Source organism: Methylopila musalis (assembly GCF_042679725.1).
Taxonomy (GTDB): domain Bacteria; phylum Pseudomonadota; class Alphaproteobacteria; order Rhizobiales; family Methylopilaceae; genus Methylopila; species Methylopila musalis.
The window spans coordinates 1-15970 of the sequence record NZ_JBHTMX010000058.1; the positions used below are offsets into that span (position 1 = coordinate 1).

General features: G+C 71.2%; 17 protein-coding genes and 1 other RNA gene. 14 read left to right on the plus strand and 4 right to left on the minus strand.

Translation table 11 applies throughout. The features are described from left to right. The 3 genes from ACFQ4O_RS08590 to ACFQ4O_RS08600 form a co-directional block, all read right to left on the minus strand. On the minus strand, positions 1–479 hold a 479-nt coding region (locus ACFQ4O_RS08590; protein ID WP_378775287.1), incomplete at its 3' end, for a PfkB family carbohydrate kinase. Then, positions 476–865 (minus strand): DUF423 domain-containing protein, encoded by a 390-nt coding sequence (locus tag ACFQ4O_RS08595; RefSeq protein ID WP_378775288.1) that lies wholly within the window; start codon positions 863–865, stop codon positions 476–478. The genes ACFQ4O_RS08590 and ACFQ4O_RS08595, both read right to left, overlap by 4 nt. A 92-nt stretch (positions 866–957) precedes the next feature. After that, positions 958–1173: a hypothetical protein gene (locus tag ACFQ4O_RS08600; protein ID WP_378775289.1), complete on the minus strand. Its 216-nt coding sequence runs from the start codon at positions 1171–1173 to the stop codon at positions 958–960. 158 nt (positions 1174–1331) lie between these two features. Between ACFQ4O_RS08600 and ACFQ4O_RS08605 the strand changes: the two genes are divergently transcribed. Beyond that, positions 1332–2087 (plus strand): N-acetylmuramoyl-L-alanine amidase, encoded by a 756-nt coding sequence (locus ACFQ4O_RS08605; RefSeq protein ID WP_378775290.1) that lies wholly within the window; start codon positions 1332–1334, stop codon positions 2085–2087. A 65-nt stretch (positions 2088–2152) separates the two neighbouring features. Here the strand turns inward: ACFQ4O_RS08605 and ACFQ4O_RS08610 are convergent, their stop codons facing one another. Then, positions 2153–2467: a hypothetical protein gene (locus tag ACFQ4O_RS08610; protein ID WP_378775291.1), complete on the minus strand. Its 315-nt coding sequence runs from the start codon at positions 2465–2467 to the stop codon at positions 2153–2155. Between the two features lie 82 nt (positions 2468–2549). Here ACFQ4O_RS08610 and ACFQ4O_RS08615 point away from each other — a divergent pair, with 82 nt between their 5' ends. From ACFQ4O_RS08615 to ftsW, 13 genes are all read left to right on the plus strand, one after another. Then, positions 2550–3086: a lytic transglycosylase domain-containing protein gene (locus ACFQ4O_RS08615; protein WP_378775292.1), complete on the plus strand. Its 537-nt coding sequence runs from the start codon at positions 2550–2552 to the stop codon at positions 3084–3086. Between the two features lie 336 nt (positions 3087–3422). Beyond that, positions 3423–3832, plus strand: an RNA gene (gene rnpB / locus ACFQ4O_RS08620) — RNase P RNA component class A. 51 nt (positions 3833–3883) lie between these two features. Then, entirely contained in the window at positions 3884–4882 is a 999-nt protein-coding gene (locus tag ACFQ4O_RS08625) for an NAD-dependent epimerase/dehydratase family protein (protein WP_378775293.1), read from the plus strand. Between the two features lie 377 nt (positions 4883–5259). Beyond that, on the plus strand, positions 5260–5718 hold the full coding sequence (locus ACFQ4O_RS08630) for a division/cell wall cluster transcriptional repressor MraZ (protein WP_378775294.1): 459 nt from the start codon (positions 5260–5262) through the stop codon (positions 5716–5718). Further along, on the plus strand, positions 5718–6761 hold the full coding sequence (rsmH, locus tag ACFQ4O_RS08635) for a 16S rRNA (cytosine(1402)-N(4))-methyltransferase RsmH (protein WP_378775295.1): 1044 nt from the start codon (positions 5718–5720) through the stop codon (positions 6759–6761). Before ACFQ4O_RS08630 ends, rsmH begins: the two co-directional genes overlap by 1 nt. After that, on the plus strand, positions 6758–7309 hold the full coding sequence (gene ftsL / locus ACFQ4O_RS08640; protein ID WP_378775296.1) for a cell division protein FtsL: 552 nt from the start codon (positions 6758–6760) through the stop codon (positions 7307–7309). The genes rsmH and ftsL overlap by 4 nt, the downstream gene beginning before the upstream one ends. Further along, positions 7306–9123 carry a peptidoglycan D,D-transpeptidase FtsI family protein gene (locus tag ACFQ4O_RS08645; protein WP_378775297.1) on the plus strand — a complete coding sequence of 606 codons (1818 nt, stop codon included), beginning with the start codon at positions 7306–7308 and terminating at the stop codon, positions 9121–9123. The genes ftsL and ACFQ4O_RS08645 overlap by 4 nt, the downstream gene beginning before the upstream one ends. Next, positions 9120–10577 (plus strand): UDP-N-acetylmuramoyl-L-alanyl-D-glutamate--2,6-diaminopimelate ligase, encoded by a 1458-nt coding sequence (locus ACFQ4O_RS08650; RefSeq protein WP_378775298.1) that lies wholly within the window; start codon positions 9120–9122, stop codon positions 10575–10577. Before ACFQ4O_RS08645 ends, ACFQ4O_RS08650 begins: the two co-directional genes overlap by 4 nt. Then, the gene (locus ACFQ4O_RS08655; RefSeq protein ID WP_378775299.1) at positions 10574–12031 is read left to right on the plus strand and encodes a UDP-N-acetylmuramoylalanyl-D-glutamyl-2,6-diaminopimelate--D-alanyl-D-alanine ligase; all 1458 of its coding nucleotides are present in this window, start codon (positions 10574–10576) and stop codon (positions 12029–12031) included. Before ACFQ4O_RS08650 ends, ACFQ4O_RS08655 begins: the two co-directional genes overlap by 4 nt. Beyond that, positions 12031–13113, plus strand: coding sequence for a phospho-N-acetylmuramoyl-pentapeptide-transferase (gene mraY, locus ACFQ4O_RS08660; RefSeq protein WP_378775300.1), 1083 nt, complete (start codon positions 12031–12033; stop codon positions 13111–13113). The genes ACFQ4O_RS08655 and mraY overlap by 1 nt, the downstream gene beginning before the upstream one ends. 5 nt (positions 13114–13118) lie before the next feature. Further along, positions 13119–13295: a hypothetical protein gene (locus ACFQ4O_RS08665; RefSeq protein WP_378775301.1), complete on the plus strand. Its 177-nt coding sequence runs from the start codon at positions 13119–13121 to the stop codon at positions 13293–13295. Next, positions 13292–14617 (plus strand): UDP-N-acetylmuramoyl-L-alanine--D-glutamate ligase, encoded by a 1326-nt coding sequence (murD, locus tag ACFQ4O_RS08670; RefSeq protein ID WP_378775302.1) that lies wholly within the window; start codon positions 13292–13294, stop codon positions 14615–14617. The genes ACFQ4O_RS08665 and murD overlap by 4 nt, the downstream gene beginning before the upstream one ends. Positions 14618–14749: 132 nt before the next feature. Then, the gene (gene ftsW / locus ACFQ4O_RS08675; protein WP_378775303.1) at positions 14750–15937 is read left to right on the plus strand and encodes a putative lipid II flippase FtsW; all 1188 of its coding nucleotides are present in this window, start codon (positions 14750–14752) and stop codon (positions 15935–15937) included. Positions 15938–15970 lie beyond the last annotated feature (33 nt).

Genomic DNA, 15970 nt, shown 5'->3' on the forward strand with positions numbered 1-15970 from the left:
TTCAGGGTGGCGCGCGCCAGCGCCAGCGCCGCGTGGGCGGCCTCAAGCGGCTGTTCGAGCTGGACCACGAAGGCGCCCGCGCCCTCGATGGCGGCGTGGGCGCGGCGCACGTCCTCGGGCGACAGCGCGCCGGCCGCGGCGGGGTTCACCACGATGGCGTTCTGCCCGCTCGTCGGGTCCACATAGATGAAGGCGGCTCCGGTGGCCTCGCCCGGCGCCCGGGTGACGAAGCGCGTGTCCACCCCCGCCGACGCCCATTCCGCGAAGGCGAGATCGGCGAAGGCGTCGTCGCCCACGCGGGTGATCAGCGTGGCCTCGGCGCCGGCGCGGGCGGCGGCGATGGCCTGGTTGGAGCCCTTGCCGCCCGCGCCCAGCGTGAAGCCTTCGGCGAGAACGGTTTCGCCGAGCTTCGGCAGGCGCGGGGCGTGGAACGTCAGGTCGGCGGCGAAAATGCCGAGAAGGGCGACCCGCGCGCTCAAGGCCGCCGGCGCAGGGCGAGCAGCGCGTCGAGCGCCGCCGGGACCCAGCCCGCGATCAGCAGCGAGCCGCCCGCTGGCGCCATCATGGGGACGGGGCGCAGGTCGAAGCCCGCGCGGGCGATGATCGCGCCGCAGAACAGCGCGACGCCGAGCGCGATGATGTAGGCCGGGGCGGTCAGGCGCCAGCCGGCCTGGAACGCCTGAGCGGCCGCGGCGAGGCCCGCGAGGGCGGCGGCGTGGATCAGCAGGAACGTGCCCGCGGTGGCGAGGGCCGGATCGGGGATGCGATGCGCCGCGACGGCGCCGACGGCGGTTCCGGCCGCGCCGAACAGGCCGGCGATGGCGACCAGAACAAGGGCGGAGCGGGAAGGCGATTCGAGCGACATGGCGGCATTGTCCCCGCCGCCGCGCGAAGCGCAATCGGCTTCGTCGCGGCGGCGGGGAAGGCTTTGGCGGGCGGGCGCTTGAGCCGCGCGGCTCAGGCGCGAACGGTGACGAACGCGTCCGGCGCCTCGCCCTCGGCGATCCGGCGCAGCCAGTCCAGCGGCAGGCGGGCGCCTTCGGTGGAAATCACGTCGATGCCTTCGGCGCCGGCTTTCGTCCGGCGGTCCACCAGCGCGAGAGCGTCCGCCGCGGTGGCGGCGAAGGCGATCGAGGCTTTCTCGTCCAACACGCACACGACATTGTAGGGCATGGCGATCTCCTCGGGGTTGAGCGCGATGCTGCGCTTCGCCCGGAGGCCGCGCCATGTCGTAAGACACAGTGAGCCGAAAATAGACCTCATTGGCCGGATTTTTTTCCGCGAGCTAAGCTGCCCACCCGAATCGCGCCGGAGCCCCGAAGGACGACGCCATGAGCTTCACGCCCGACAGCCCCACGGTGAACGAGGTCCGGCCCGCGGCGAACCATGACGGGCGCGGCGACGCCGACATCGACATCCTGCTGCTGCACTACACCGGCATGGCCTCGACCGCGGAGGCCTGCGACCGGCTGTGCTCGGGGGAGAGCGGCGTCTCCTGCCATTACGTGGTGCTGGAGGACGGGCGCGTGCTGCAGCTCGTGCCGGAAGCGCGCCGCGCCTGGCACGCGGGCGTCTCGACCTGGGAGGGGGAGACCAACGTCAACGCCCGCTCGATCGGGGTCGAGATCGCCAATCCCGGCCACCCGCACGGCTATCCCGATTTCCCCGAGGTGCAGATCGCGGCGGTGATCGCGCTCGCCCGCGACATTTGCGCACGGAACCAAATCCGACCCGAGCGCGTTCTCGCTCATTCGGACGTCGCGCCGGCCCGAAAGATCGACCCGGGCGAGAAGTTTCCCTGGGCCCGGCTGGCGGCGGAGGGCGTCGGCCATCTCACGCCGCCGGGGCCGATCGAGGACGACGCCGGACTGACGGTCGGCGACGAGGGCGATCCGGTCGAGCAGCTTCAGACCCTGCTCAGTCTCTACGGCTATGGCGTCGAGATCGACGGACGGTTCACCGTCGCCACCGCAACGGTCGTGCGCGCGTTCCAGCGCCATTTCCGGCCCGAACGGGTGGACGGAATCGCCGACTTTTCCACAGCCCGCACCCTGCGCGATCTGCTGGCCGCGCTGCCCGATCGCTGATCAGGCCCACATAAGCGCCCGTCACGAACCAGTCACATTCCGACCTGATTCCGGTCGATCTGAGGTCATGTTCCGCAGGCTTTCGTCCCCGCCATGCGCAATGCACAGGGGAGTGAGTTTATGCGTAGAACGACGATCGTCGTCGCAGTACTGGCGGCGGCAATCGCCTCGGCCAACGCCGCGCCGAACAACGAACGACTTCTTCGGGGGCCTTCGAGCTCAACGAAGTCTGAAGCGAAGGTATCCACGACTGTTAAGACTTCGGTAACGTCCGCAAGCGGCGCGGCGTTCACCGCCCATCGGGCGTCAGCCGCATCGGCCGCGCCTGCGACCGTCGCGAAGGCGCCCGAGGCGCACACGCGCAAGACCGTGAAGACCAAACGCGAGGCCTCCCGCCGGTCCGTGCGGCAGGCGAGGGCGCACACGCCGCGTAAAGTCCGCGCCGCGCGCAAAGCGCCGAACGTGGAGGCCGCGCCCGTGGCGCTGCGCCGCGAGGTCGAGCTTCCGAGCCCGTCCGCCGCCGCTCCGACCGGCTCGATCCCGGCGCTGGTGACAGCGGCCGCCCGCGACGCCGGCGTCAGCCCCTCGCTCGCCCATGCGGTGGTGAAGGTGGAATCCCGCTACCAGCCCAGGGCCACCGGCCCCGGCGGCTACATCGGGCTGATGCAGCTCAGCTACCGCACGGCGCAGGGCATGGGCTTCCGCGGAAGCCGGCAGGCGCTCTACGAGCCCCGCACCAATCTGCGCTACGGCATGAAGTATCTGGCCGGCGCCGTCGCCAAGTCCGGCGGCAGCACCTGCGCGGCGGTGTCCAAGTATCAGGGCGGCCACGGCGTGCGCGGCGTGACGCGCGCCGGCGCGGTCTACTGCTCCAAGGTGAAGCGCTTCATGGCGGCGGGCATCCCCGCCGGCGGCCGCTCGGCCGCGGTCGAGGCTCCGAAGGCCGACGCGCCGCAGGTGACCGCGGACGCCGGCGCCGCCACGCAGCCGACGCGCTGACATCTCACAGGCGAGCGCGCGTCGGCCTCCGGGGCGTCCCGTGGCCGACGCGCGCCCGCCTGCCTCTTGAGAATGACATCGGCGCCTGCACGCTGGCGCGAGCGTTGCGGCCAGCGTGATGGAGACGTCCGCATCCGCGCCGTCACGCCATCCGGCGCCGCCCACGGCGGCTTGCGCGCGCTTCGGCCGTCTCCCCCTCTTTAAGCCGTTTCTCCCCGGACGAGGCCGACCGCCTGTCACGACCGCGCTCGCCGCAACCGCGCCTTGCGGGAATCCCGCGGCTGTGTGGCGCGGCGGCGCTTGACCTGGGTTCTGCGGCTCTCCACAAGTGCGCGGCCAGTCGGCCGGACGGCCGCTGCGGCGAGAGATCGCCGGAGAGGAAAGTCCGGGCTCCATGGAGATACGGCGCCGGATAACGTCCGGCGGGGGCGACCCCAGGGAAAGTGCCACAGAGAGCAGACCGCCCGCGGCTCGTCCGCGGGTAAGGGTGAAAGGGTGCGGTAAGAGCGCACCGCGCGACCGGTAACGGAAGCGGCATGGCAAACCCCGCCAGGAGCAAAACCGAATAGGGGCGACAGGCGTCTCCGCCTTGCGCGGGGGCGCGGGCCTGTCTCCAGGTCGTCGCCCGGGTTGGTTGCTTGAGGCGTCCAGCAATGGCCGCCCTAGAGGAATGGCCGTCACGCGCGCGGTCCGGGGCGACCCGGCTTCGCGCCATACAGAACCCGGCTTACAGGCCGGCTGGCGCACTGCCCGCGGAAGGGGCGTGGTCTCCGCGGTTTCGAGGGATACGATCGGACGTGAAAGTTATCGTTACCGGCGTCGCCGGCTTCATCGGCTTTCATGTGGCGCGGGCGCTGGCCGCCGGCGGCCACGACGTCGTCGGCGTCGACAATCTCGTTCCCTATTACCCGCTCGTTCTGAAGCGCGCCCGCCTCGCGGCGCTGCCCAAGGCGATCCGTTTCGTCGAGGCGGACGTGGCCGACGCCGCCCGGTTCGCGGGCCTCGTGCGCGAGGTGAATCCCCAGGCGATGGTGCATCTCGCCGCCCAGGCCGGCGTGCGCTACTCGATCGACAACCCGTTCGCCTACATCCATTCCAACGATCTTGGCCATGTCTCTGTGCTCGAGGCGCTGCGGCGGGACGCGCCGGAGGCGCATCTCGTCTACGCCTCGTCCTCGTCGGTCTATGGCGACCGCGACCGGGCGCCGTTCAAGGAGGACGACCGGGCCGACCTGCCGTCGTCGCTCTACGCCGCCACCAAGCGGGCGAACGAGCTCGCCTCCTCGGCCTACGCCCATCTCTACGGTCTTCGGCAGCTCGGCCTGCGCTTCTTCACCGTTTACGGGCGGTGGGGGCGGCCGGACATGGCCTACTGGTCGTTCACCGACGCCATCCTCGCCGGCCGGGAGATCGAGCTCTACGGCCACGGGCAGGGCCTGCGCGACTTCACCCATGTGGGCGACGTGGTCGGCTCGATCATGGCGATGGTGGAGCGGCCGCTGTTCCCGGACGGGGAGCTGCCGCACCGGATCTACAACATCGGCAACGCCTCGCCGGTGCGCGTCACCGAACTGGTGGCGCTGATCGAGCGCGCGGCGGGCAAGAGCGCCCGCACCCGCATGCTGGCGGCGCAACCGGGCGACGTGCCTCTGACCTCGGCCGACACGTCCCGCGTGCGCGCCGATTACGGCTTCGCGCCGTCGACGCCGCTCGCCGACGGCGTGGCCGATTTCGTGGGCTGGTTCCGCGAGCGGCCCGAGCTTCACGGCCTGACGCCCCAGCCGCATCTGGTCTGACGGGCGTTTCGCCGCAGCCCGATCGGAGGCCGTGGCGCGCCTTTGCGTCGCCGCGTCGAGCAGCGTCTCAACGCCTTCTTAACCCTAAGGAAGCTTTAGTGGGTGCGTCGCGCTTCGGTCGCGAAGCGGCCCTTGTCAGGTTTTGCGTCTTGGGCCGCCACGACCGGCGCGATGGTTGACGGTTCGTTGACGCCCATAGAGGCCCATGATATCCCAAATCATCCCGTCGAAACGGCATGCCGGGGGCGCTCACGAGGCGCTTTCGGCGCAGGCGTTCGCAGCCGCCAAGGCTGTGAGCCCGTGCGCGTGCGCGCCGTTCGACGCGGGTCCGTTCGTGGGGAGCGGATGGGGCGCCGGCCACGGCGCTGCGGGGTGCGATGGACCGGTTCGTCTCCAACTTCACCAACCGGCTGGACGCGAAGGGGCGCGTGTCGATCCCTGCGCCGTTCCGGGCCGTGCTGGCGCGGGATGGGTTCGACGGGCTCTACGCGCATCCGTCGCTGGACCTCGAGGCTCTGGATGCGGGCGGAAACGCGCTCCTGTCGGAGATCGACGGCCTGCTCGCGACCCATTCGCCCTATTCGCCCGACCGGGACGTGCTGGCGACGGCGCTGCTCGGCGCGAGCGACGTGCTGAAGATCGACGGGGAGGGACGGGTGATCCTGACCGACAGCCTCAAGGCCTACGCCGGCATCGGCGATCAGGTGACCTTCGTGGGGCATGGCTCGAAATTCCAGATCTGGGAGCCGGAGCGGTTCCAGACGCATCTCGCGCAGGCGCGCGAGGCGCTGAGGGCGCTAAAGCGCCGGCTCGCCTCCGGCGAGGGACGGTCGTGATGGCCCGGCGGGACCGCCGCCCGGACGCCGCCGCGTCCGACGACGGCCGTCCGCACACCCCGGTGATGCTGGCGGAGGTGCTGGACGCGCTGGCCCCCGCCGACGGCGAGCTGTTCTTCGACGGCACCTTCGGCGCGGGCGGCTACACCCGCGCGCTGCTGCAGGCGGCCGACTGCCGGGTGATCGCGACCGACCGCGACCCGACCGCCATCGCCGCCGGCTACGACATGGTGGCCGAGTTCAAGGGCCGGCTGACGCTGGTCGAGGACCGCTTCTCCAATCTCTCCCACGTGCTGGACCAGCTCGGCGTCGCGGCGATCGACGGCGCGGTGTTCGACGTGGGCGTCTCCTCCATGCAGCTCGATCAGGCCGCGCGGGGCTTCTCGTTCCGCAACGACGGGCCGCTCGACATGCGCATGGGCGGCGAAGGCCCGAGCGCGGCCAATCTCGTGGGCGAACTCGGCGAGAAGGAGATCGCGGCCATCCTGCGCACGCTCGGCGAGGAACGCCGCGCCGGCGCCATCGCCCGCGCCATCGTGGCCGCGCGCGAGACCGCGCCGGTGACCACCACGCTCCGGCTCGCCGACATCGTGGAGAGCGTGCTCGGCCGCTCCTATGACGGCGTCCACGCCGCCACCCGCACCTTCCAGGCGCTGCGCATCGCGGTGAACGACGAGCTCGGCGAGCTCGCCCGCGCGCTGTTCTCAGCCGAAAGCCGGCTGAAGCCCGGCGGCCGGCTCTGCGTCGTGTCCTTCCACTCGCTGGAGGATCGCATCGTGAAGACGTTCCTCGCCGACCGCACCCGCACGCTGCCCGGCGGCTCGCGGCACATGCCGGCCGCGGCCGTGCCGCCCGCGACGTTCACGGCGCTGGCGCGGGGCGTGGTGAAGCCGTCGAGCGACGAAACCTCCGTCAATCCGCGCGCGCGCTCCGCCAAGCTGCGCGCGGCGGTCCGCACCGAGGCGCCCGCCCGCGGCGGCGACGCCTTCGCCTTCGGCGTGCCGCGGGTGCCGCTCGGCGGTCACGAGGGAGGCGCGTCGTGAAGATCGCCCGCATTCTCAACGTGGTGGCGGTGGTCGCGCTGGTGGGCGCGGCGGTGACGGTCTACCGCATCAAGTACGACGCCACGCTGCATTCCGAGAACGTGGCCAAGCTGAAGCGCCAGATCGCCGCCGAGAACGACGCCATCGCCGTGCTCAAGGCGGAGTGGGCGTTCCTGGCCCGGCCGGACCGGGTGCAGGCCTTCGCCCAGCGCCATCTGGAGCTGAAGCCGCTTCAGCGCAACCAGACCATCACGCTGGCCTCTCTGCCCGCGCGCCCGGCGCCCGTGGACGAGATCGGCAACAAGCTGGAGGCGCTCGGCCTCATCGGCGCCGACGCCAGCATCGCGGTGGAGACGCCCGCGGCCGCCGCCGCCAAGAAGGCCGCGCCGCCGGCGCCCGCCAAGAAGGCGACGATCGCGGTCAAGCCCGCCTCCGAACTCAAGGCTCCGGTCAACCGGCCGAAGCCCCGGCCGCTCGCCACGCCGAAGCCGAGCCAGCCGCTGAACATCACCGATTTCCTGCGTCAAAATCCGGGGCTGCTGCAATGACCCGCGACGGGATGCTGGGCGCCGCCGCCTCCGGCGGTCGGGCCATGGGCCGCTTCGGCCTCGCCTCGGGGCGGGGCGCGATCTTCGCCGTGGGCGCGCTGTGGCGCGGCCTGAAGAAGGTGGTCGTGGCGCTGGTGGGCAGCGGGGAGGGGCTCGGCCTCACCTCGGGCCGCTTGCGCATCGCCATGCTCGCCTTCGGCTGCCTCTATCTGGTGATCGTCGGGCGTCTCGCCCATTACGCCATCGCCCCGGACCAGGGCGCGGTCGCGCGCGTCAGCGCCGCGGTCTCCGCCAACACGCGGCCCGACATCGTGGACCGCAACGGGCAGGTGCTCGCCACCGACATCAAGGTGTCCTCGCTCTACGCGGAGCCGAAGAACATCGTCGACGTGGACGAGGCGGTGGAGCTTCTGAGCCAGACGCTGAAGGGGCTCGATCCGAAGGACCTGCGGACCAAGCTGTCCAACCGCAAGGGCTTCGTCTGGATCAAGCGCGAGATTTCGCCCGCCGAGCAGGTGGCGGTGTTCCGCCTCGGCATCCCGGGCCTCGGCTTCATGCCCGAGAACAAGCGCATCTATCCGAACGGCGACGTGGTCTCGCACATCCTCGGCTTCGCCGACGTGGACAACAAGGGCATCGCCGGCATCGAGAAGTATCTCGACACCAGCGGCAAGACCGCCGAGGCGGTCGCGGCGGCCGCCGCCGGCGGGCGCATGGAGCCGGTGCGCCTCGCGCTCGACCTCAAGGTTCAGCACGCGGTGCGCGACGAGCTGAAGGCCGGCATGGAGAAGTTCAAGGCGATCGCGGCCTCCGCCGCCATCGCCGACGTGGAGACCGGCGAGATCGTCAGCCTGGTCTCGCTGCCGGACTACGATCCCAACGTGCCGACCGACGCCCTGAAGTCGGACCGCATCAACCGCGTCAACGTGGGCGTGTTCGAGATGGGCTCGACCATGAAGGCCCTGACGATCGCGATGGGCCTCGACAGCGGCAAGTTCAACTTGCAAAGCCGCATGGACGCGCGCTTCCCGCTCGCCTACGGCAAGTTCCGCATCAACGACTTCCACGCCCAGCGCCGCGTTCTGAGCGTGCCGGAGGTGTTCGTCTACTCGTCGAACATCGGCACCGCCCGCATCGCGCTCGGCATGGGCGTCGAGTCCCACAAGGCGTTCCTCGCCAAAATGGGCCAGCTCAACCGCCTTCAGACCGAGCTGCCGGAAAGCTCGCGGCCGATCCTGCCGCCGCGCTGGGGCGAACTGAACACCATCACCATCTCCTTCGGCCACGGCCTCGCCATCGCGCCGATCCAGTCGGTGATGGCGGTGAGCGCGCTGGTGAACGGCGGCCTGCTGATCAAGCCGACCTTCATGCAGCGCTCGGTGGAGGAGGCCCGGTCCAAGGCGATCCGGGTGATCAAGCCCAACACCAGCGTCGCCATGCGCTATCTGATGCGGCTGAACGCCGAGCGCGGCTCCGCCAAGAAGGCGGACGTTCCGGGCTACCGCGTCGGCGGCAAGACCGGCACCGCCGAGAAGGTCATCGGCGGCCGCTACTCCAAGACCCGGAACCTCACCGCCTTCACCGCCGTGTTCCCCATGGACGCGCCGAAATACATGCTGCTCGCCGTGCTCGACGAGCCGAAGGCGCTGCCCGAGACCCACGGCTTCGCCACCTCCGGCTGGAACGTGGTGCCGGTGGGCGGCAAAATGGTGGAGCGCATCGCGCCGCTGCTCGGCGTCGAGCCGAAATACGACGCGCCGCCCGCCAACGAACTGCTGGCCTCCACCGGCATGGTCGTGGGCGGCGTGCAGTGAGCGGCGCGCGGACGCTCGGCGAACTGCTGCCGGCGCTCGGCCTCGACGCGGCGCTGGCCGATCTCGCCGTGTCCGGCGTCACCGCCGACAGCCGGGCGGTCACGCCCGGCTTTCTGTTCTTCGCGCTGTCCGGCGCCCGCACCGACGGCGCCCGCTTCGTGGCGCAGGCGGCCGCGGCCGGCGCCGTGGCGGTGGTGGCCGATCATCCGGTCGAGGCGTCGATCCCCGTGATCGAGGTGACCGACGCCCGGCTGACGCTCGCCCGCGTCGCGGCCCGGTTCCATGCGCGCCAGCCCGAGACCATCGCCGCCGTCACCGGCACCAGCGGCAAAAGCTCCGTCGTCACCTTCCTGCGGCAGATCTGGGCCTTCGCGGGCTTCGAGGCGGCAAGCCTCGGCACGCTCGGCGTCACCGGCCCGTCCGGCGCCACGTATGGCTCTCTGACGACCCCGGATCCGGTGTCGCTGCACGCGACGCTCGACGCGCTGGCGGGGGAGGGCGTGACCCATCTCGCCATGGAGGCGTCGTCCCACGGCCTCGATCAAAAAAGGCTTGATGGCGTTAACCTTAACGCCGTCGGCTTCACCAATCTCTCACGCGACCACATGGATTACCATCCGACCGTCGCGCATTACCGGGACGCCAAGCTGCGGCTGTTCCGGGAGCTGCTGCCGACCGGCGGCGCCGCCGTGGTCTGGGTCGACGGCGCGGACGCCTCGTGGTTCTGCGACGCGGCGCGGGAGCGCGGCGTGCGGCTTATCACGGTGGGCGAGGGCGGCGAGACGCTGAAGCTCGTCTCCGTGGTCCGCGACGGCCTCGCCCAGATTCTGACCGTGGAGCAGGACGGCGTGCGGCGCGAGGCGCGGCTTCCGCTCGCCGGCGTGTTTCAGGCGGCGAACGCGCTCACCGCGGCCGGCCTCGCCATCGCGACCGGCGTGGAGCCGGGCGTCGCGCTCGCCGCGCTCGAGACGCTTCAGGGCGTGCCGGGCCGCATCGAGCTGATCGGCGAGACCAACGGCGCGGCCGTGTTCGTGGACTACGCCCACAAGCCGGACGCGCTCGCCTCCGTGCTGTCGGCGCTGCGGCCTTTCGTGTCCGGCCGGCTGATCGTGGTGTTCGGCGCGGGCGGCGACCGCGACGCTGGCAAGCGCCCGCTGATGGGCGAGGCCGCCGTCGCCGGCGCCGACGAGGTCATCGTCACCGACGACAATCCCCGCTCGGAGGAGCCGGCTGCGATCCGCGCCGCGATCCTCGCCGCCGCCCCCGGCGCGCGGGAGATCGGCGACCGGGCGGAGGCGATCCGCGCTGCGGTCTCTGGGTTACAGCCCGGCGATGTTTTGCTCGTCGCCGGCAAAGGTCACGAAACGGGCCAGATCGTGGGAGATCGGACGCTCCCGTTTTCGGATCACGAGGTGGTCCGCGACGCGCTTCGCTCCAGGGAGACGCCTGCGTGACCGCCAGCCTATTCGCCGAGCCGCTGTGGACGCCGCCGGAGCTCGCGCTCGCCACCGCCGGCCGTCTCGTCGGCAAGCCGCAGGACGCGCTGACGAGCATCTCCATCGACAGCCGCACGGCCGCGCCCGGCGACGTGTTCTTCGCCATCAAGGGCGACGTGCATGACGGCCACGGCTTCGTGCGCGCGGCCTTCGGGCGCGGCGCGGCGCTCGCCGTGGTGGACGAGGCCCATGCGGACGAGCTCGCCGACGCCGGGCCGCTGCTGGTGGTGGGCGACGTGCTCGCCGCCATGGTCGCGACCGGCGTCGCGGCGCGGGCCCGCTCCCGCGCCCGCATCGTCGCCGTCACCGGCTCGGTCGGAAAAACCTCGACCAAGGAGGCGCTGCGCCTCGTGCTGGCGGCGGACGGGCCGACCCACGCCTCCGCCGCCTCCCACAACAACCACTGGGGCGTGCCGCTGACCCTGTCGCGGCTGCCGCGCGGCGCGTCCTACGGCGTGTTCGAGATCGGGATGAACCATCCCGACGAGATCCGTCCGCTGACCAAGATGGTGCGGCCCCATGTGGCGATCGTCACCAATGTGGAGCCGGTGCATCTCGCCGCCTTCAAGGACGTGGAGGCGATCGCCGACGCCAAGGCGGAGATCTTCGAGGGGCTGGTGCGCGGCGGCCATGCGGTCATCAACCGCGACAACCCCCATTACGAGCGCCTGAAGGAGTCGGCCATCGTCGCCGGCGCGGCGGTCTGGAGCTTCGGCGAGCACGTCTCCGCCGACGCCCGTCTCGACCGGGTGGCGCTGAAGCCAAACGGCTCCACCGTCGCCGCGACCATTCTGGGCGATCAGGTGGCGTTCAAGGTGGGCGCTCCCGGCCGCCACGTGGTGCAGAACGCGCTCGCGGTGCTGCTCGCGGCCAAGCTCGCGGGCGCGGATCTGGCGCTCGCGGCGCTGGCGCTGGCGGGCTTCGCGCCGCCCGCCGGCCGTGGACGGCGCTACGAGCTGACGGCGCCCGGCGGCGCGCTCACGGTGATCGACGAGAGCTACAACGCCAATCCGGCCTCCATGCGCGCGGCGTTGGCGCTGCTCGGGCAGGCGCCCGTTTCCGCGACGGGCCGCCGGATCGCGGTGCTCGGCGACATGCTGGAGCTGGGCGAGACCTCGCGCGACCTGCACGCCCGGGTGGCCGAGGCGGTGGCGAGCGCGAAGATCGATCTCGTCTTCACCGCCGGGCCTCTGATGAAGGCGCTGCACGAGGCGCTGCCGCTCCAGCGGCGGGGCGGCTGGGCGCCCACGGCGGCTGAGCTTCAGCCGCTGGTGCTGGAGCGCGTGCGCGGCGGCGACGCCGTGATGGTGAAAGGCTCGAACGGCTCGAAGCTCGGCCCCGTGGTCGCGGCGCTCCGCGCCCGTTTCGAGCCGGTGTCCGGTCTGGACGATGTGGCGCTGGGGGCGCGCTGATGCTGACGTTTCTCGCTGAGCTGTCCTGGGCGTTTCCGGGGCTGAACCTGTTCCGCTACATCACCTTCCGCACCGGCGGCGCCATCATGACGGCGGCGCTGTTCGTGTTCCTGTTCGGGCCGTGGATCATCTCCCAGCTCCGCCTCAAGCAGGGCAAGGGCCAGCCCATCCGCGCGGACGGGCCGCAGACGCACCTCACCAAGCGCGGCACGCCCACCATGGGCGGGCTCATGATCCTGTCGGGCATGGTGGCGAGCGTGCTGCTGTGGGGCAATCTCGCCAACCCCTATGTCTGGATCGTGCTGTTCGTGACCATCGGCTTCGGCGCGATCGGCTTCTACGACGACTATCTGAAGGTCACGAAGCAGACCCACGCCGGTTATTCCGGCAAGATGCGGCTGGCGCTGGAGTTCGTCATCGCCGGGATCGCGGTGCTCGCCATCGTGAAGGTCGGCCAGCCGGGCTTCGCCACCTCGATCACGTTCCCCTTCCTGAAGAACGTGCTGCTCGATCTCGGCTGGTTCTTCCTCGTCTTCGGCGCGATCGTGGTGGTCGGCGCGGGCAACGCGGTGAACCTCACCGACGGGCTCGACGGGCTCGCCATCGTGCCGGTGATGATCGCCTCCGCGAGCTTCGGCTTCATCGCCTATCTCGCCGGCAACGCCTTCTTCGCGGACTATCTGCAGATCCACTTCACCACCGGCACCGGCGAACTCGCGGTGTTCTGCGGCGCGGTGCTGGGGGCGGGCCTCGGCTTCCTGTGGTTCAACGCTCCCCCGGCCCAGATTTTCATGGGCGACACCGGCTCGCTCGCCATGGGCGGCATGCTTGGCACGATCGCGGTCGCCACCAAGCACGAGATCGTCCTCGCCATCATCGGCGGCCTGTTCGTGCTGGAGGCGGTGTCGGTGATCGTGCAGGTCGCCTCGTTCAAGCTGACGGGCAAGCGCGTGTTCCGCATGGCGCCGATCCATCACCATTTCGAGCAGCTCGGCTGGTCCGAGCCGCAGGTGGTGGTGCGGTTCTGGATCATCGCCGTGGTGCTGGCCCTGATCGGCCTCGCCACCCTGAAGCTCCGGTGACCGGCATGCCCGACACGCAGACCCGCGCCCTCCCGACGCGCCTCGCCGTCCAGACCCGCCGGGTGTGGCCGTTCCGCGCGGCGGCCGCGAAGCCCGTCGCCTCGGCGTCCGCCCGGCCCAAGCCGGCGGAGCGCGATCTGGTGGTCTGGATCGCCCGCGCCCGCAGGGAGCTGTCGTCATGACGCCCGCGACCGCCTTCAAGGGCCGCCGCGTGGCGGTGTTCGGCCTCGGCGGCTCCGGCCGCGCCACCGTGAAGAGCCTCGTGGCCGGCGGGGCGGACGTGACCGCCTTCGACGATTCGCCCGAGACCGTCGCCAAGGCCGCGGCGGACGGCCTGCCGACCGGCGACCTGCGCGCGGCGGATTTCGCGGGCTTCGACAGCCTCGTGCTCGCCCCCGGCGTGCCGCTGACCCATCCCGCGCCGCACTGGACGGTGGAGAAGGCGACCGCGGCCGGCGTCGAGATCATCGGCGACATCGAAATTTTCGGCCGGGAGCGGGCGGCGATCGCGCCGGCCGCGCCGCTGGTCGCCATCACCGGCACCAACGGCAAGTCCACCACCACCGCGCTGATCGCCCATGTGCTACGCGAGGCGGGCCGGGACGTGCAGATGGGCGGCAACATCGGCGTCGCCATTCTCGATCTGGCGCCGCCGGCGGCCGACCGCGTGCATGTGGTGGAGTGCTCCTCCTACCAGATCGACCTCGCGCCGGGGCTGAAGCCGACGGTCGGCGTGATGCTCAACCTGTCCGAGGACCATCTGGAGCGGCACGGGACGATGGCGAACTACGCCGCCATCAAGGAGCGGCTGGTGGCGGCCTCCGACGTGGCGGTGGTCGGCCGCGACGATTCGATCTCCTCCGCCATGGCGGCGCGGCTGACGGCCGCGGGTGGCCATGTGGTGGAGATTTCCGAGCGGGACCGGCTGGACCTGTCCGGCGCGCGGGCGCTTCGGGGCGCGCACAACACCCAGAACGCCAGCGCCGCGCTTGCGACCGCTCGGGCGCTCGGCGTGTCCGACGAGACGACCTTCGCCGCCTTCCGCAGCTTTCCGGGCCTCGCCCACCGCATGGAGGAGATCCCGACCTCGCTGCGGCCGGTGTTCATCAACGACTCCAAGGCCACCAACGCCGACAGCGCCGAGAAGGCGCTCGCCTCCTTCGAGCGGGTGTTCTGGATCCTCGGCGGCAAGCCGAAGACCGGCGGCATCGAGGCGCTGGTCCCGTTCTTCGGCAAGGTGACCAAGGCCTATCTGATCGGCGAGGCCTCCGCCGCCTTCGCGGAGACGCTTGCGAAGCACGGCGTCGCGTTCGACGAGCTTGGAACGATCGAGCGAGCCACGGCGGCCGCCGCGGCCGACGCCGAGGCCTCCGGCGAGGCCGAGCCGGTGGTGCTGTTCTCGCCGGCCTGCGCCTCCTTCGACCAGTTCCGCAGCTTCGAGCACCGGGGCGAGGCGTTCCGGTCCGCGGTCAAGGCGCTGGACGCGGCGCGGCTCGCCTCGTAAGGCGCGGCGCGTTTACCTTTTGGCATCCTTAATCGGGTGTGATGATCGAACGGCCGGGTCGGCCGTGACGACATGCGCCGCGCGGGCCGGGTCCACCGGTCCGCCAGGCGCCTCCCTCCGGAGCCTGCTGCCATGATCTCCCGCGCGGAACGCACCGTCTTCGGCGAATGGTGGTGGACGATCGACCGGGCGCTGCTCGCAGCCGTCGGCGCGCTGATGCTGCTCGGCGTGGTTCTGTCGCTGGCGGCCTCGCCGCCGGTGGCGGAGCGCATCGGCCTCGACGACATGTTCCACTTCGTCAACCGGCAGGCGATGTTCCTCGCGCCCGCCGTGGTCCTGATGATCGGCATCTCGTTCCTGTCGCCCCGTCAGGTGCGGCGGCTCGCCTGGGTCGGCTTCGTCGTCGGACTGGCGATGCTGGCCGCCACTCTTCTCATCGGCATGGAGATCAAGGGCTCGCGGCGCTGGCTGCAGTTCGGCCCCATCGGCGTCCAGCCGTCCGAATTCGTGAAGCCCACCTTCATCGTGCTCTCGGCCTGGCTGTTCGCGGAAGGCGCGGAGCGGCGCGACATGCCGGGCCATCTGCTGGCCATGGCGCTGCTCGCCCTGGTGGCGGGCCTCCTGGTGCTGCAGCCGGACCTTGGCCAGACCGTGCTTGCGACCGCCGTCTGGGGCGCGCTGTTCTTCCTCGCCGGCCTGCCGTGGATCTGGGTGGTCGGGCTCGGCGGCGCCGGCGTGTTCGGCCTGCTCACGGCCTATCAGTTCCTGCCCCATGTGGCGAAGCGCATCGACCGCTTCATGAACCCGGAGACCGGCGACACCTTCCAGATCGACCGCGCCACCGAGGCCTTCACCAGCGCGGGCTGGTTCGGCAAGGGGCCGGGCGAGGGCACGGTGAAGCGCATCATCCCGGACGGGCACACCGACTTCATCTTCTCCGTCACCGCGGAGGAGTTCGGCATCCTGTTCTGCATCGTGATCGTGTCGCTTTACGCCTTCATCGTGCTCCGGGGCCTGTCCCACGCGAAGCGCGAGCAGGACGGTTTCGTGCGGCTCGCCATCGCGGGGCTCACCATGCTGTTCGGGCTGCAGTCGGCCATCAACATGGCGGTGAACCTGCACCTGATGCCGGCCAAGGGCATGACTCTGCCCTTCATCTCCTACGGCGGCTCGTCCATGCTGGCGCTGGCGCTGAACATGGGCATGCTGCTGGCGCTGACCCGCCGCCGCCCGCGCACCGACACGCTGGCGAACGAGATCGCCCGCCACCGCCGCCGCCAGGCCGCTCGGCCGCAGACGCCTGCGGGCGCCCACGCATGAGCGCCCAGCGTCCCATCCTGCTGGCGGCCGGCG

Excerpts from the sequence above, each read along its gene's own strand:
- ftsW (WP_378775303.1), top strand. The coding sequence starts at position 14,750 with ATGATCTCCCGCGCGGAACGCACCGTCTTCGGCGAATGGTGGTGGACG.
- ACFQ4O_RS08595 (WP_378775288.1), bottom strand. The coding sequence starts at position 865 with ATGTCGCTCGAATCGCCTTCCCGCTCCGCCCTTGTTCTGGTCGCCATC.
- ACFQ4O_RS08600 (WP_378775289.1), bottom strand. The coding sequence starts at position 1,173 with ATGCCCTACAATGTCGTGTGCGTGTTGGACGAGAAAGCCTCGATCGCC.
- ACFQ4O_RS08630 (WP_378775294.1), top strand. The coding sequence starts at position 5,260 with ATGGACCGGTTCGTCTCCAACTTCACCAACCGGCTGGACGCGAAGGGG.
- mraY (WP_378775300.1), top strand. The coding sequence starts at position 12,031 with ATGCTGACGTTTCTCGCTGAGCTGTCCTGGGCGTTTCCGGGGCTGAAC.
- rsmH (WP_378775295.1), top strand. The coding sequence starts at position 5,718 with ATGGCCCGGCGGGACCGCCGCCCGGACGCCGCCGCGTCCGACGACGGC.
- ACFQ4O_RS08605 (WP_378775290.1), top strand. The coding sequence starts at position 1,332 with ATGAGCTTCACGCCCGACAGCCCCACGGTGAACGAGGTCCGGCCCGCG.
- murD (WP_378775302.1), top strand. The coding sequence starts at position 13,292 with ATGACGCCCGCGACCGCCTTCAAGGGCCGCCGCGTGGCGGTGTTCGGC.
- ACFQ4O_RS08665 (WP_378775301.1), top strand. The coding sequence starts at position 13,119 with ATGCCCGACACGCAGACCCGCGCCCTCCCGACGCGCCTCGCCGTCCAG.
- ACFQ4O_RS08645 (WP_378775297.1), top strand. The coding sequence starts at position 7,306 with ATGACCCGCGACGGGATGCTGGGCGCCGCCGCCTCCGGCGGTCGGGCC.